General features: G+C 70.4%; 17 protein-coding genes and 1 tRNA gene. 9 read left to right on the top strand and 9 right to left on the bottom strand.

The annotated features are described in order from the left end of the window. Positions 1–35: 35 nt before the first annotated feature. Together J5Y05_RS25725 and J5Y05_RS25720 are read right to left on the bottom strand one after the other, a co-directional pair. A complete protein-coding gene (locus J5Y05_RS25725) occupies positions 36–539 on the bottom strand; it encodes an NUDIX hydrolase (RefSeq protein WP_210875451.1) in 504 nt (167 codons plus the stop codon). Further along, positions 536–1,438, bottom strand: a complete 903-nt coding sequence (locus tag J5Y05_RS25720) for a DMT family transporter (RefSeq protein WP_210875450.1) — start codon at positions 1,436–1,438, stop codon at positions 536–538. Before J5Y05_RS25720 ends, J5Y05_RS25725 begins: the two co-directional genes overlap by 4 nt. A gap of 267 nt (positions 1,439–1,705) precedes the next feature. On the opposite strand from J5Y05_RS25720, the gene J5Y05_RS25715 reads away from it, so the two are divergent. Further along, entirely contained in the window at positions 1,706–2,656 is a 951-nt protein-coding gene (locus J5Y05_RS25715; RefSeq protein WP_210875449.1) for a hypothetical protein, read from the top strand. Positions 2,657–2,684: 28 nt separating this feature from the next. After that, positions 2,685–4,235, top strand: a complete 1,551-nt coding sequence (locus J5Y05_RS25710) for an APC family permease (protein ID WP_210875448.1) — start codon at positions 2,685–2,687, stop codon at positions 4,233–4,235. Between the two features lie 77 nt (positions 4,236–4,312). On the opposite strand, the gene J5Y05_RS25705 is transcribed toward J5Y05_RS25710, so the two are convergent. Both J5Y05_RS25705 and J5Y05_RS25700 read right to left on the bottom strand, forming a co-directional pair. Then, positions 4,313–5,710, bottom strand: a complete 1,398-nt coding sequence (locus tag J5Y05_RS25705) for a GntT/GntP/DsdX family permease (RefSeq protein ID WP_210875447.1) — start codon at positions 5,708–5,710, stop codon at positions 4,313–4,315. A 75-nt stretch (positions 5,711–5,785) separates the two neighbouring features. Continuing rightward, a complete protein-coding gene (locus J5Y05_RS25700; RefSeq protein WP_210875546.1) occupies positions 5,786–6,313 on the bottom strand; it encodes a gluconokinase in 528 nt (175 codons plus the stop codon). Positions 6,314–6,449: 136 nt separating this feature from the next. Between J5Y05_RS25700 and J5Y05_RS25695 the strand changes: the two genes are divergently transcribed. After that, on the top strand, positions 6,450–7,151 hold the full coding sequence (locus tag J5Y05_RS25695; RefSeq protein WP_210875446.1) for a FadR/GntR family transcriptional regulator: 702 nt from the start codon (positions 6,450–6,452) through the stop codon (positions 7,149–7,151). 22 nt (positions 7,152–7,173) lie between these two features. On the opposite strand, the gene J5Y05_RS25690 is transcribed toward J5Y05_RS25695, so the two are convergent. The 4 genes from J5Y05_RS25690 to J5Y05_RS32770 form a co-directional block, all read right to left on the bottom strand. Then, entirely contained in the window at positions 7,174–7,548 is a 375-nt protein-coding gene (locus tag J5Y05_RS25690) for a YchJ family protein (RefSeq protein WP_210875445.1), read from the bottom strand. Positions 7,549–7,721: 173 nt separating this feature from the next. Beyond that, positions 7,722–7,919: a hypothetical protein gene (locus tag J5Y05_RS25685; RefSeq protein WP_210875444.1), complete on the bottom strand. Its 198-nt coding sequence runs from the start codon at positions 7,917–7,919 to the stop codon at positions 7,722–7,724. After that, positions 7,919–8,281: a transposase gene (locus tag J5Y05_RS25680; protein ID WP_210875443.1), complete on the bottom strand. Its 363-nt coding sequence runs from the start codon at positions 8,279–8,281 to the stop codon at positions 7,919–7,921. The genes J5Y05_RS25685 and J5Y05_RS25680 overlap by 1 nt, the downstream gene beginning before the upstream one ends. 42 nt (positions 8,282–8,323) lie before the next feature. Next, positions 8,324–8,749 (bottom strand): winged helix-turn-helix domain-containing protein, encoded by a 426-nt coding sequence (locus J5Y05_RS32770; RefSeq protein WP_210875442.1) that lies wholly within the window; start codon positions 8,747–8,749, stop codon positions 8,324–8,326. A 190-nt stretch (positions 8,750–8,939) separates the two neighbouring features. Between J5Y05_RS32770 and J5Y05_RS32025 the strand changes: the two genes are divergently transcribed. The 5 genes from J5Y05_RS32025 (at position 8,940) to J5Y05_RS25655 (ending at position 12,186) form a co-directional block, all read left to right on the top strand. After that, positions 8,940–9,197, top strand: coding sequence for a hypothetical protein (locus tag J5Y05_RS32025; RefSeq protein ID WP_247615286.1), 258 nt, complete (start codon positions 8,940–8,942; stop codon positions 9,195–9,197). Beyond that, positions 9,172–9,702, top strand: coding sequence for a DUF6879 family protein (locus J5Y05_RS25670; RefSeq protein ID WP_210875441.1), 531 nt, complete (start codon positions 9,172–9,174; stop codon positions 9,700–9,702). Before J5Y05_RS32025 ends, J5Y05_RS25670 begins: the two co-directional genes overlap by 26 nt. 26 nt (positions 9,703–9,728) lie before the next feature. After that, positions 9,729–10,577: a helix-turn-helix domain-containing protein gene (locus J5Y05_RS25665; protein ID WP_210875440.1), complete on the top strand. Its 849-nt coding sequence runs from the start codon at positions 9,729–9,731 to the stop codon at positions 10,575–10,577. A 672-nt stretch (positions 10,578–11,249) separates the two neighbouring features. Beyond that, positions 11,250–11,690 (top strand): UCP032817 domain-containing protein, encoded by a 441-nt coding sequence (locus tag J5Y05_RS25660; protein WP_247615285.1) that lies wholly within the window; start codon positions 11,250–11,252, stop codon positions 11,688–11,690. 73 nt (positions 11,691–11,763) lie between these two features. Further along, the gene (locus tag J5Y05_RS25655) at positions 11,764–12,186 is read left to right on the top strand and encodes a hypothetical protein (RefSeq protein ID WP_210875439.1); all 423 of its coding nucleotides are present in this window, start codon (positions 11,764–11,766) and stop codon (positions 12,184–12,186) included. 187 nt (positions 12,187–12,373) lie between these two features. On the opposite strand, the gene J5Y05_RS25650 is transcribed toward J5Y05_RS25655, so the two are convergent. Further along, positions 12,374–12,461 (bottom strand) — tRNA-Leu (locus J5Y05_RS25650). A gap of 145 nt (positions 12,462–12,606) precedes the next feature. On the opposite strand from J5Y05_RS25650, the gene J5Y05_RS25645 reads away from it, so the two are divergent. Beyond that, positions 12,607–13,971, top strand: coding sequence for a M20/M25/M40 family metallo-hydrolase (locus tag J5Y05_RS25645; protein ID WP_247615284.1), 1,365 nt, complete (start codon positions 12,607–12,609; stop codon positions 13,969–13,971). Positions 13,972–14,006: the final 35 nt, after the last annotated feature.

The following is a 14,006-nucleotide window of genomic DNA, read 5'->3' as shown; positions in this document are numbered from 1 at the left end:
GGCCTCCCCGCCGTACGCGACCCGCCGGGCCCCGTTCAGGCAGCCGCGCGCAGGCGCCGGTACGCCTCCAGGCCGTCCGGGACCCAGGGCCAGTCCGCCAAGCGGGCCTCCAGCTCCTCCTCGGTGAGGAAGGTGTGCCAGGCGACCTCCTCGGGCTGCGGGTGGACCGGGTGCGCGCAGAGGACGTCGTAGACCGCCGACCACCAGGTGTGGCCCGCGCCGTTGTCGTAGAGGAACGTGAAGAGGTGCCGTGGCCGGGGGAGGCCGGGGACGCCCAGTTCCTCGCGGGCCTCGCGCAGGGCCGCCTCGTCGTACGACTCGCCCGCGCCGACCACCCCGCCGACGAACATGTCGTAGAAGGAGGGGTACACCAGCTTCACCGGGGTGCGGCGGTGGACGAAGAGGCGGCCCTCGGGGTCGCGGGCCCGGACGAAGACGGCGCGGTGGCGCAGTCCCCGGGCGTACGCGTCGCCCCGGCGGGCCCGGCCCACCACCCGGTCGTCCTCGTCGACGATGTCCAGGATCTCGTCAGCGCTCATGTGTCCATCCAAGCAGCGCGGCCCGTGTCCGCCGACGGCGCGGCCGTTCCCTGGGGCAGGGCCGGGTGCAGCCCCAGCAGGACGATGCCCGTCACCACCGCCGCCAGTCCGCTCGCCTCCCACGCCAGCGCGCCGGTGCCGGTGCGCAGCCGGTCGCCGAGGAAGCCGACCCCGCAGGCGATGCCCGCCAGCGGCTGGGCGGCGGTCAGCGCGGGCAGGGACCTGCGCAGCGGCGCCGTCTCGAAGGCGCTCTGCACCAGCACCAGCCCCGTGACGCCGAGGACGACGACACCGTACGGCTGCCAGGCGGTGAGCAGGCCGGCCAGGCCCTCCGCCGAGAAGCGCCGGCCGCTGACCCGGGTGAGCGCGTCCTGCACCCCGTAGAGCAGTCCGGCGGCGAGGGCCAGCAGGGCCGGGCCCCAGGTGAGCCGGGCCCGCCGGGCGCACGCCGTGAGCAGCAGGGCGAGGCCGAGCACCCCGCCCACGACCAGCCAGTGGCGCACCGGGTCGGTCACCGCGCTCCCGCCCCGCGGCCGGCCCGCGACGATGAACGCCGTGACCCCGCCGGCCAGCAGCGCCAGCCCCGACCAGCCCTGGCCGCCCAGCGGCTGCCGGGTCTGGAGGCGGGAGAGGGCGAGGGCGAAGAGCAGGTTCGTGGCGAGCAGCGGTTCCACCAGGGTGACCCCGCCCGCGCCCAGCGCGAGGGCGCCGAGCACCATGCCCGCCACCATGAGCGCGATCCCGCCCAGCCAGCGCGGCACCCGGATCAGGTCCAGCAGCAGCCGCGGGGAGAGGAAGTCGCCCAGCGGCGCGCGCTGGGCGGCGTTCTGCTGGAGCACGAAACCGAGCCCGAGGCAGCACGCTGCGCTCACGGCGAGGACCAGTACCAGAAGCGTCACGCTGCGTACCTCGCTCGTCAGGCCGGGTCACGGAGTGTGCAGGGGGCGACTCTAGCGCCGGGGGGTCCAAGGCGCCGGTCGAGTCCCGCATCCGGGTGGTGTTCTGGTAGCTGACTCTGGCAAGTGCCTCTGGAATTAAGGGAGTTGACGCGTGTAACGGTCTGTCCGGCCTTGACGACGAGCCGTGGCTACCGCTTGGCTTTGCGTGATCAGTCCATGGCAACCGGCTACGACGACCTACCGCGTCACGTGAGGAAGTTCCCCGCGGTGTCCCCACCCCCGCCTCCCCTCGTCCGAGTCCGCAGACGCGCGGCCCACACCCTCGACGAGGCCCTCGACGACGCCGAACTCGTCGCCACCCGCGCGGCACTGGCCCAGGGGCGATGGCAGTCCGCCCGCTCCCTGCTGGTCCGTACGGGTGACGACTGGGACCGCCGCGCGCACCGGGCGACCGTCCTCGCCAAGGAGCCCTCCTGCGCCGCCTGGGCCCGCGAATGGCTGCTCGCCGAACCCGACTCCGGCGACGCCTCGCTGCTGCTCGCCCTCGCCCTGGTCCACCGCGCCCTGCGCGGCAAGGAGCCACCCGACCGGTGCCGGGAGGCATGCCGTACGGCCGCCGCCTCCTGCCCCGCCGACCCGACCCCCTGGCTCGGCCTCATGCTGCTCGAACGCGAACTCGGCCCGGAGGACGAGGTGGTCCGCGTCTTCGACGAGGTCCGCGGCCGGTACGCCGACCACCACCACGCCCACCACCTGATGGTCGCCCGGCTCGCCGAACGGCGCGGCGACGCCGGACCCGACCCGCTCCACGAGGTCTACGACTTCGCCTCCTGGGCCGCCGAGCAGGCCCCCGCGGACTCCCCGCTGGCCATTCTGCCCGTCATCGCCCACGCCGAGCGCTACCGTGTCCTCGCCGCCGCCGGACACGAACCCCCCGACCCGGGCGCCTCCGGCCACTGGGCCGGCCGCCGCGCCCGGCTGGTGATGAAGGCCGCCTTCGACTGGTGGCTGGAGTGGGAGCACGACGGCCACCCGCGGCGCCTCGTCGACCTCAACTTCCTCGCCCACGCCAAGTGCTGCGAGGGCCGGGGCGCCGAGGCCGCCGCGCTCTTCCACCGCATCGGCGACTACGCCACGCCCGCCCCGTGGTCCTACCCGGACCGTGACCCGCACACCGCCTTCCGCGCCGCGCGGGCCGGCGCGCTCGGCACGACCTGACTCCCGACCCGACCGAAGGACGGTCCCGATGACCACCGGCAGTTCGAGCACGAGCAGATCCACGACCAGATCCGCGGCCGACGGCGGCATCAGCACCTTCAAGGGGCAGGAGCGCGCGCTGCGCGCCGACCGCCTCGGCACGGGGGGCCTGCTGCTCTCCGTCCTCGCCGCGACCGCCCCCCTCATGGTGGTCGCCGGCGTGATGCCCACGACCTTCGCGGTGATGGGCATCGTGGGACAGCCCCTGCTCTTCGTCGTGCTGGGCGTCGTCCTCATCCTGTTCAGCCTCGGCTACGCCGAGATGAGCCGGCACGTGCACAACGCGGGCGCCTTCTACGCGTACATCTCCCGGGGACTCGGCGGCACCGCCGGGGCGAGCGCCGCGCTCGTCGCCCTGGTCGCCTACAACGCCCTCCAGGTCGGCATCTACGGCATCTTCGGCTTCGAGGTCTCCGGTCTCCTCGCCACCTACGCGGGCGTGGAGGTCGCCTGGTGGATACCGGCGCTGGCCGCCGTCCTCGCCGTCGGCGCGCTGGGCTGGCTGAAGATCGACGTCAACGCCCGGGTGCTCGGCGTACTGCTCCTCATCGAGGTCGTGCTCGTCGTCGTCTTCGACATCGCCGCGGTCGCCGACCCCGGGCCCCAGGGCCTGTCCCTGCACGCCTTCAACCCCGAGACGCTGAGCGGCGCGGGCGTCGGCACCGCGCTGTGCTTCTGCATCGCCGCCTTCCTCGGCTTCGAACAGGCCCCCGTCTACGCCGAGGAGACCAGCCGCCCGCACGTCCTCGTGCCCCGCGTGATGTTCCTCGCCGTCGGCGGCGTCGCCGTCTTCTTCGCGCTGAGCAGTTGGGCCCTGACCGTCGCCACCGGTCCCGACCACGTCGTCGGTGCCGCGCGGGAACACAGCGCCGGGCTGCTCTTCCACCTCACCGAGTCCCGGCTCGGCGCGACCTTCACCGACGCGCTCCACATCCTCTTCGTCACCGGCATGTTCGCCGCCCTGCTCAGCTTCCACAACGTCGTCGCCCGCTACGCCTTCGCCATGGGCCGTGAGGGCCTGCTGCCCGCCGCCTTCGGCCGGACCAGCGGCACCAGCGGCGCCCCCGGCACCGGCTCGCTGTTGCAGACCGCCGTCTCCGCGCTCGTGGTCACCGGCTTCGCCGTCGCCGACGACAGGCCGGTCGGGGACCCCACCCAGCCCGTCCTGCACCTGTTCACCTGGGGCGGCAACATCGGCGCCCTCGGCGTGATCGTGCTGATGGCGGCGGCCTCCTTCTCCGTGGTGGCCTTCTTCGTCCGCCGCGGCGCCGCCGGCGCCCAGGGAGTCCGCCTCGTCACCTCCGCCGTGGCCGGAGTCGCCCTGCTGGTCATCGCCGGGTTCACGGTGAGGGACTTCGACGTCCTCGTCGGCAGCGGACCGGACTCGCCGCTCAGCCGGCTGCTGCCCGGCATCATCGGCCTGGCCGTCGTCGGCGGCCTCGTCCAGGGGCTGATCCTGCGCGCCCGAGCCCCCGAGCGGCACGCCCGCATCGGCCAGGGCAACGAGGCGTTCCAGCTCGACAAGGCCGCCTCCTCGTGAACGACGGCGGGGCGGTGACCGCATGGCCACCGCCCCGCACGCCTGTCCGCTCCCCTGTATACGGGCAGGGACAGCAGCTATATGAGCAGGGACAGCAGCAGCACCAGACCGCCGGCGACCACCGAGATGATCGTCTCCATGACGGACCAGGTCTTGATCGTCTGGCCGACGTCCAGCCCGAAGTACTCCTTGACCAGCCAGAAACCGGCGTCGTTGACATGGCTGAAGAAGAGGGAACCCGCGCCGATCGCCAGCACCAGCAGGGCCGCGTGGGTGCTCGACATGTCCGCCGCCAGCGGGGCGACCAGACCGGCCGCCGAGACCGTCGCCACCGTCGCCGAACCGGTCGCCAGCCGGATCGCCACCGCGATCAGCCAGGCCAGCAGCAGCGCCGGGATCGACCAGTCCTTGGAGATGTCCAGGATCATCTCGCCCACGCCGGAGTCGATCAGCGTCTGCTTGAAGCCGCCGCCCGCGCCGACGATGAGCAGGATGCCCGCGATGGGCGCGAAACCGTTCTCGACGATCCGGGAGACGCGCTCCTTGCTGAAACCGGCCGGCCGCATCAGCGTGAAGATGCCGACGAGCACGGCGGCCAGCAGGGCGATCATCGGCGAGCCGGCCACGTCGAAGACCCGCTGCACCAGATGGGCGGGGTCGTCCACGACGATGTCGACCAGCGCCTTGGCGAGCATCAGTACGACCGGCAGCAGCACCGTGAACAGGGTCGCGCCGAAGCCGGGACGCCGCTCCAGCTCCTCGGAGGCACGCTGCGGGATCATCCGGTCGGGAGCCGGGACGTCCACCCAGCGGGCCGCCACCTTGGCGAAGAGCGGACCGGCGATGATCACCGTCGGGATCGCGATCAGCACACCGAGGGCCAGCGTCACACCGAGGTTGGCCTGCACCGCGTCGATCGCCACCAGCGGGCCGGGGTGCGGCGGGACCAGCCCGTGCATCACGGAGAGGCCGGCCAGCGCCGGGATGCCGATGCGCATCAGCGAGTAGTTGCCGCGCTTGGCCACCATCAGCACCACCGGGATCAGCAGCACGATGCCGACCTCGAAGAAGAGCGGCAGACCGATCACGGAGGCGATCAGCACCATCGCCCACGGCATCGCCCGCCCGCTCGCCCGCGCCAGGATCGTGTCGACGATCTGGTCGGCGCCGCCGGAGTCCGCGAGCATCTTGCCGAGGATCGCGCCCAGCGCGATCAGCACGCCGACGCCCGCGACGGTCGAACCGAGTCCGGCGGTGAAGCTGGTGATGACCTTGTCCAGCGGCGCACCGGCGAACGCGCCGAGCGCCAGCGACCCGATGGTCAGCGCCAGGAAGGCGTGCAGCTTGTACTTGGTGATGAGCAGGACGATGACGGCGATGCCCGACAGGACGGCGATGCCGAGCTGGGCATGGCCCGCCGAGGCGATCGGCTCGGCGCTGTCCGCTGCCAGCATCTCGACACTGAGTCTGGTCACGGTGGATTCCCTTGTGGTGATGGAGAGGGGAAAGGAGGGAGGGGGAGGAGAGGGGGGAAGAGGGGGGAGCCGGGGCTAGCGGGCCGCTTCGGGCAGGGCCCGCAGGGCGGTGAGGGCCCGGTCGGCGATCTCCTCGGGGGTGCCGGTGACGTCGACCGCGACCCCGGTCTCGTCCGGCTGGAGCGGCTGGAGCGTGGCGAACTGCGAGTCGAGCAGGGCGGTCGGCATGAAGTGCCCCTGCCGGTGCGACATCCGCTCCTCGATCAGCTCGCGGCTGCCCGTCAGGTGCACGAAGACCACGCCCGGAGCCGCGGCGCGCAACCGGTCGCGGTACGCCCGCTTCAGCGCCGAGCTGCTCACCACCCCGCCGAGCCCGGCCCGGCCGTGCGCCCAGTCGCCGATCGCGTCCAGCCAGGGCAGCCGGTCCGCGTCGGTGAGCGGGGTGCCGGCCGTCATCTTGGCGATGTTGGCCGGCGGGTGGAAGTCGTCGCCCTCGGCGTAGGGGACGCCGAGCCGGTCCGCGAGCAGGGGACCGATCGTGGTCTTCCCGGTGCCCGCCACTCCCATGACCACGACGACGTGGGGGGTGCGCAGTTGTTCCATCGTGCTCTCGCTGTCTGCTGTCTCCGTCGACACCTGATGTCCACGCAACTGAAGCCCATAGGTACGACGAATTCAAGACTGTGTGACGAATAAGTCTGACTTTTTGTTTCCGTGACGTTCCTCGTACGCTGAGTCCATGAGCACACAGGGCCGAGGGCTGCACGGCCGCGTACTGGACACCCTCGGCCCGGCCATCACCGCGGGGGAGTACGCGCCGGGCAGCGTCCTGCGCACCGACGAACTGGCCCAGGACTTCGAGGTCTCCCGCTCCGTGATGCGCGAGGCGGTCCGCGTGCTGGAGTCGATGCGACTGGTGGCCTCCCGCCGCCGCGTGGGCGTCACGGTCCTGCCCGAGTGCGAGTGGAACGTCTACGATCCGCAGGTCATCCGCTGGCGCCTGGCCGGCGCCGACCGCCCGCGCCAACTGCGCTCCCTGACCGTGCTGCGCTCCGCCGTCGAACCGGTCGCCGCGGGGCTGGCCGCGACCCGCGCGACCGCGGAGCAGTGCGCCGAGCTGACCGAGTGCGCGCTCGGCATGGTCGCCCACTCACGCGGCAGGCGGCTGGAGGGCTACCTCCTGCACGACGTCGCCTTCCACCGCGTGATCCTCACCGCCTCCGGCAACGAGATGTTCGCCCGGCTCGGCGACGTCGTGGCCGAGGTGCTGACCGGGCGCACCGAGCACGACGTGATGTTCGACGACCCCGACCCCGCCGCCGTCACCCTCCACGTGCAGGTGGCGGAGGCGGTCCGCGCGCGCGACGCGGCCGAGGCCGAGCGCCTCACCCGGGAGATCACCGTGGGCGCCCTGCGGGAGCTGGACGTCCTCGCCCCGTAGCGGGACGGACCACGGGGGGCGCTCAGCCGGGGAAGTCGCCGTCCACGTAGACCCACGCGCCGCCGGAACGCTCGAAGCGGCTCTCCTCGTGCAGCGAGCCCCCGCGGTACGACGCCCGGAACTCCACCGTCCCCGTCGCGTGGAACGCGGAACCGCCCGTCGTCCCCAGGATCTCCAGGCCGGTCCACCGCGTTGCCGGGTCCAGGTCGAGGTGCGCGGGCCGGGTCCGCGGGTGCCAGGTCCTCAGCAGGTAGGCGGCGTCCTGGCGGACGAAGGCGCAGTACCGCGAACGCATCAGCGCCTCGGCGGTCGGCGCGGCCCCGCCCCCCGAGTGGAACCGGCCACAACACGCCCCATACGGCACGGGCAGCCCACACGGACAGGAACGCGAGATCATGCCCCCATTCTGCCCGGCCGGTGCATCGCCCCGCGGGCGGTGCACCGAAAGCCCTGCTGACGGGCAGGCCTGGCCATACGTAGTGCCTGTTTCGGACCGCTGTTGGTCATGTGTTGGTCACGTGGTCATCCCGGTCCGCTCCTTCACATATTGAGCCGAGACCGATGGGTTTCCTACTGGATCGTGTAGGGGACGTGACGGGCGGCGAAGTGGCCGCAGATGACGTGGGGTTGCTTCTGGCGTCGGTGCAGGATGCGGCGGGTCTCGTGGGCGGGACCGTCGGCTGAGGTGGCGCGGGCCGCGTGGACGTGGTGCTTCAGATCGGCGTTCAACAGCTCGTCGGGATTCAGTTCGGGACTGTAGCCGGGCATCAGTGCAGTTCGACGCGCTCGGCGTTTTCGGCGAGCCAGTCCCGGACGGCCTTGCTGTGGTGGACCGGGTGCCGGTCGGCGATCACGTGGACCTTGCGGCCGGCACGCCGGGCGAGGCGGTCGAGGAACGCACAGAACACCTTCGCGGTGAACCTGCCGGGGAAGACGGTGAACCACAGCGACCCGCGGGAGGCGACGCCAGACATGATGTCGACCCTGAAGCGGCGGCCGTTCACCCGCACCAGCGGGGTCTGCCCCGCCGGGGCCCACGAGCGTCCCGGCGGGACGCTGTCCGAGCGCAGACCGCACTGATCGGCCCGGACCAGCTCGGCCTTCTCCCCGCTCGCCCGGGCCCGGATCACCGGATACTCCTCCTCCAGCCACCGGCTGACCTCGCCGTCTTTCTACCGGCAGGAGCGGCGGGCGGGCCGCTGCGGGGTGAAGCCGTGCCGGCGCAGCCACTTGCCCACGCCCCGCTCGGTCACCGACACCCCGCACACCAACCGGATGAGGGTCCGCACCGAGGCGCGGCTCCACATCACCCCGCTCTGCCCGAGACCGGCCGGGGTGTGATCCAGCATCGCCAGAAGCACCGCTCCACGGGCGGACTCGCCAATCAACTCACCCTTGCCCGCCCTGTGTTCACGCACCGACGTGAACAGTGCCTGCCTCCCGCCAGTGCGACTGGCCCGCCACCACGTGCCCACCGGCCGCTCGGAGACCCCGAACATCCCCGCCGCCTGGCCGTACGTCCGAACCCGCCCCGACTTCAACGCGCTCACCACCCGCAACCGCAGATCCCCCTGCGCAGCACGCGGCAGACGCCGCATGTCCCCACCCTCGATCACCCCCGATCAACAAGCAGACAACCCATCAGTTCCGGCTCAATAGCAGGGCCTCCAGGCTGGCTGAGAATCGCTCTGCACCGGCCGTGCACGCGCTCATCAACCTTGACATTGCCAGGCCCTCAGGACGAAGCTCGTGCAAGTTGGCGTAAGCCACTCGACGCCGGAGGCAGCCATGGCACTACGGTTCATCGGGATTGATCCAGACACCGGGCAGCAGGGTTCCCCCACCGTATGGGTGGACGAGGAGAAGGGGGAGCTGGTGCTTCAGGGCTGGAAGCCGGACGAGAAGCTTGAGGCAGAGTGCGCAGCATTCGAGGTTCCCGGGCACGCTCCGGGTATCCCGCCGCACGAAGCCGTGATTCGGATTCCGGCCCGTATGGTGCCGATGCTCAGGGAGTCGTGCGATGTCGCAGAACGAGCCGGGCTTTAACGAGCTGCTGGCCGCAGCCAAGCACTCGGCCGTGCACCTGGAGCTGCGCGACTCGTACGGCGTCGGTGATGAGGCCGAGGACTTCGAGACCTGGAAGCGTACGGGCCGACGCGACATTGACCCGGCGTCCACCTACTGGATGCCCTGGGTTGATTTGATTTGCAACACCGTGTCTCGAGGAGTGACCGTTCGCCGTGCTCGCATCGTATCGGAACCGGTGACGGATTACATCCGGTACGAGCACGCCGGTACCGTGGTCAATCTTCGCGCCGGGGAGCAGGTTCGTTGGCTTCCCAGGCGGCAGGCTTCGGACATTGCGCTTCCCGGAAACGACTGCTGGGTGTTCGACGGAGAGATCGTGCTCTTCAACCACTTCTCCGGGGATGGGAATTGGTCCGAGCCTGGCTGGGAGGTTCGTTCCGAGCCCGCTGTGGCACGGCTGGCCTCGGCTGCGTTCGAAGCAGTCTGGGAGCGCGGCATCCCGCACGAGAAGTTCACGGTCTGACCTGACGGAGTACTAAGGGCCCACTCATGTCTGCGTCCCCCTCGTCCAGCGCCCAGGCCGCCCGTGAAGCCATAGCCGCCCGTCTCGGGGGCCTACGCAAAGACGCGGAGCTGACCGGGCATGAGTTGGCTCTTCGGTGCGGCTGGAGTCCCGCGAAGTCGTCCCGCATTGAGCGGGCCAAGACCCCTGCATCGGCCGCCGATATCCGCGCCTGGTGCGCAGCGTGTGGAGCGGAGGACCAGACCGACGATCTGATCGCGGCGAATCGCCAAGCCGACCAGATGTATGTCCACTGGCAAAAGCTGCACCGGCACGGCATGCGCCGGGCGCAGGAGGAGGTTGTCCCTCTGTACGAGCGGACCCGCCACTTCCGCGTGTACTGCTCGAATGTGGTGCCGGGCATGCTCCAGACCGAGGCGTATGCGGCAGCTCTGCTATCGACCATTGCCGCCTTTCAAGGCACCCCTGACGACTCGCAGACGGCGGCAGTATCCCGAATCGAGCGCTCTCGCGTGCTCCATGAGGGCAACCACCGCTTCGCTCTGTTGTTGGAAGAAACGGTGCTTCGTTATCGCATCGGCGACGCTGCCGCCATGGCTGGACAGCTCGGCTACCTGTTGGCTGTCATGGCGCTTCCGAACGTGAGCCTTGGGGTGATCCCTTTCACGGCCCAGCGACGTGTCTGGCCCTTGGAAGCCTTCTATCTCTTCGACGGCCGCCAAGCGAGCGTGGAGCTACTCACGGCCGCAGTGAACGTCACCGCGCCCAGCGAGGTTGCCGCGTACGCCAAGGCATTCTCCGAGCTGTCCAAGCTCGCTGTCTACGGTGCACCCGCCCGAGCTCTGATCTCGGATGCGATCACGTCCCTCGGGTAGTTTGTGTGCAAGGTCGTGCAAGATCGTGGCCCGCTCAGTTCCCCGCTTTCTAGGGTCATGCCAATGACCTCGGAAGCGATCGGGAGGGCGCGGCTTGATGAAGCCGGAACCGAATCGGTGGCACGAACCAACGGTGATGCTGCCTACACCGAAGGAACGCCCCTCGCCCCGGCCGATGGCTGGTTGCCCCGAGTGCGCGCGGCTGGTCCAGCTCCGGAAGGCGGCTGCGATGAAGCGGGACAGCAGCACGATCTCTGACTGCAACATCCTGCTGCGGATGCACGGAACCGGCCGCTGATGGACATGCAGACCTGGAGAGACGGCCGGACATGAGCCACTGATGCCGCCGAGTCCATACGGGCCGCCTTGGCCGCCCTCGGCATCCCCGAAGCGGCATGGAGTGGCCTACGGCCCACGGCCACCTACAACGGCCTCCCGTACGTGGACCTGGGGATGCTCCCCGCCGCCGTGGTGGAGCAGATTGCCGAGGCCGTGAGGGCCACGGAAGCTTCCGCCCGCCGAGGGCGGGAGACGGCCTCACCAGGCCGTAAGGCAGATCAGGAGGTGCAGGCACGACTGACCCCCGCGACAAGACCGAGGGCGGCGGAGAGAAGTTCCCGCCCCCGCCCGACGCGTAGCCGGCCTCCAACCGTTGAGAGAGGGAATCTCACTATGACGACCATGCTGGAATACCCCGTTGCCTTACGGCACGGACGGGACCTCGTCAGTCCCGAGCTGTTCGAGAAGGTGTCGGAGTTCTGCGCGGAGGAGTACGGACACGAGCTGTCCACCGCCCGCCAGATCGTGGACCAGGCCCTTGCCTTCCTCAAGGTCATGGGTGACACCCGCGCGTTCGACATGACCCCGTCCGACACCGTGGACCCCGGATGGCACTCGTTCGTGCTCCACACCCAGGCATACGCCACGTGGTGCGAGGAGCAGTTCGGGTTCTTCCTCGGACACGAGCCCAAGGCCACCGTCCGCACCCGCCCGCTGATCGGTTCCGTGGTGGACCGCGTCAGGGCCGCTGGGTTCCACGTCGATGACCGGCTGTGGGGCGCGGCGAAGGACTGCAACCCGCCCGCTTGCTGCGGTGACGGCGACGGCTGCTGATCCACTCTCACTGAACGGAAGCGGTCCGGGCGTAGCTAAGGCGCCCGGACCGCCACAGCCAAGGGTTCCAAAGATGAGCAGCGATGACGAGGGCCTGACCGGACGAGGTCGGGTCACGGTGTTCGCGATGTTCGGCACAGTCTTCGGTTACACCACCCACCATCTTGACGAACGACGGATCGGGGACGTGGCCGTGATCGGCCCCCTGACCTCTGGTGTCGAGTGGCCACGGCTGTGGCAGATGGCCCGTTCCTGTGGCAGGCCGGCAGCCAAGGACACCGAACTCGCACAGTGGGTTCTGATCCAGGCGACCCGGGCGTTCGTCTGCGGCAGCGACCGTATCGCCCAGTTCCATGACCAGGGCTGGAAGCTGGAGCCTGGTGGGAAGCGCGTCAGCTTCGAAACCGCCTATGCCAACCGAGACCACCTGTGGACCGGCAACCTGACCGTGGACGGCCTCCGCCCTGATCAGGTAGCCGAGCGCCCTTCGCTCTGACGAGCCTGGCCAGGGACCGGGTGGGTTGATCATGACCTGGTGTCGAACGACCTGGAGGCCGGGGAGAACGCCGTAGAGGTCTCAGTAAACGTCCGGCACCGCTCGCCTTCGTTGGGCTGTTGGTCACGTGGTTGGTCACGCCACAACCCGGAAAAGCAAAAAACCCCACGTGAAGTGGGGTCTTAGCTGGTGTCCGAGGGGGGACTTGAACCCCCACGCCCGATAAAGGGCACTAGCACCTCAAGCTAGCGCGTCTGCCATTCCGCCACCCGGACCAGGTGTGCCGTGCGGGGTGATCCCCGCGGCGACGACGTAAACATTACCAGGCTTTCGGGGGTGCCCGATCACCCCCCGGCAGGGCGTGAACGCGACGCGACGGGGCCGGGACCGGGCTTGGGCGGCACCGGCCGGACGGGCAGGATGGGGGGACCCACCAGCAGTGACAGCGGGAGGAAGCACGTGAGCGAGAAGGGCACGGCCGACAGCGCCACCGGCGAGGACGAGGTCGTCGACCTCTGCCGCGAGCTGATCCGGATCGACACCAGCAACTACGGCGACCACTCGGGGCCGGGCGAGCGCAAGGCGGCCGAGTACGTCGCCGAGAAGCTTGCCGAGGTGGGCCTCGAACCGCAGATCTTCGAGTCCCACCCGGGCCGCGCCTCCACCGTGGCCCGCATCGAGGGCGAGGACCCGTCGCGGCCCGCGCTGCTCATCCACGGCCACACCGACGTCGTCCCGGCCAACGCCGACGACTGGACCCACCACCCCTTCTCCGGCGAGATCGCCGACGGGTGCGTGTGGGGGCGCGGCGCCGTCGACATGAAGGACATGGACGCGATGACCCTCGCGGTCGTCCGCGAGCGGATGCGCACCGGGCGCAAGCCGCCCCGCGACATCGTCCTGGCCTTCCTCGCGGACGAGGAGGCGGGCGGCACGTACGGTGCCAAGCACCTCGTCCGGCACCACCCCGAGCTGTTCGAGGGCGTCACCGAGGCGATCGGCGAGGTCGGCGGCTTCTCCTTCACGGTCAACGAGAAGCTGCGCCTGTACCTCGTGGAGACCGCCGAGAAGGGCATGCACTGGATGCGGCTGACCGTCGACGGCACGGCCGGCCACGGCTCGATGACCAACGACGACAACGCCATCACCGAACTGTGCGAGGCCGTCGCCCGGCTCGGCCGGCACCAGTGGCCGGTCCGCGTCACCAAGACCGTGCGGGCCTTCCTCGACGAGCTGTCCGACGCGCTCGGCACCGAACTCGACCCCGAGAACATGGAGGAGACCCTCGCCAAGCTGGGCGGCATCGCCCGCATGATCGGCACCACCCTGCGCAACTCGGCCGCGCCCACCATGCTCGGCGCCGGCTACAAGGTCAACGTCATCCCCGGCCAGGCCGTCGCCCACGTCGACGGGCGCTTCCTTCCCGGGTACGAGGAGGAGTTCCTCGCCGACCTCGACCGCATCCTCGGCCCGCGGGTCCGGCGCGAGGACGTGCACGCCGACAAGGCGCTGGAGACCGACTTCGACGGCCGGCTCGTCGACGCCATGCAGACCGCGCTCAGCGCCGAGGACCCGATCGCGCGGGCGGTGCCGTACATGCTCTCCGGCGGCACTGACGCCAAGTCCTTCGACGACCTCGGCATCCGCTGCTTCGGCTTCGCGCCGCTGAAGCTGCCGCCCGAGCTGGACTTCGCGGGCATGTTCCACGGGGTGGACGAGCGCGTTCCGGTGGACGGGCTCAAGTTCGGGGTGCGGGTGCTCGACCGGTTCCTCGACGCCTCCTGAACGCGCCCCCGTACGCCTGCCCGTATTCGTCCGGG

It is taken from the genome of Streptomyces tagetis, from assembly GCF_018069565.1.
In the GTDB taxonomy this organism is placed as follows: domain Bacteria; phylum Actinomycetota; class Actinomycetes; order Streptomycetales; family Streptomycetaceae; genus Streptomyces; species Streptomyces tagetis.
Note: the sequence above shows the minus strand (reverse complement) of the source record. Positions and strands in the feature narration are given on the sequence as shown.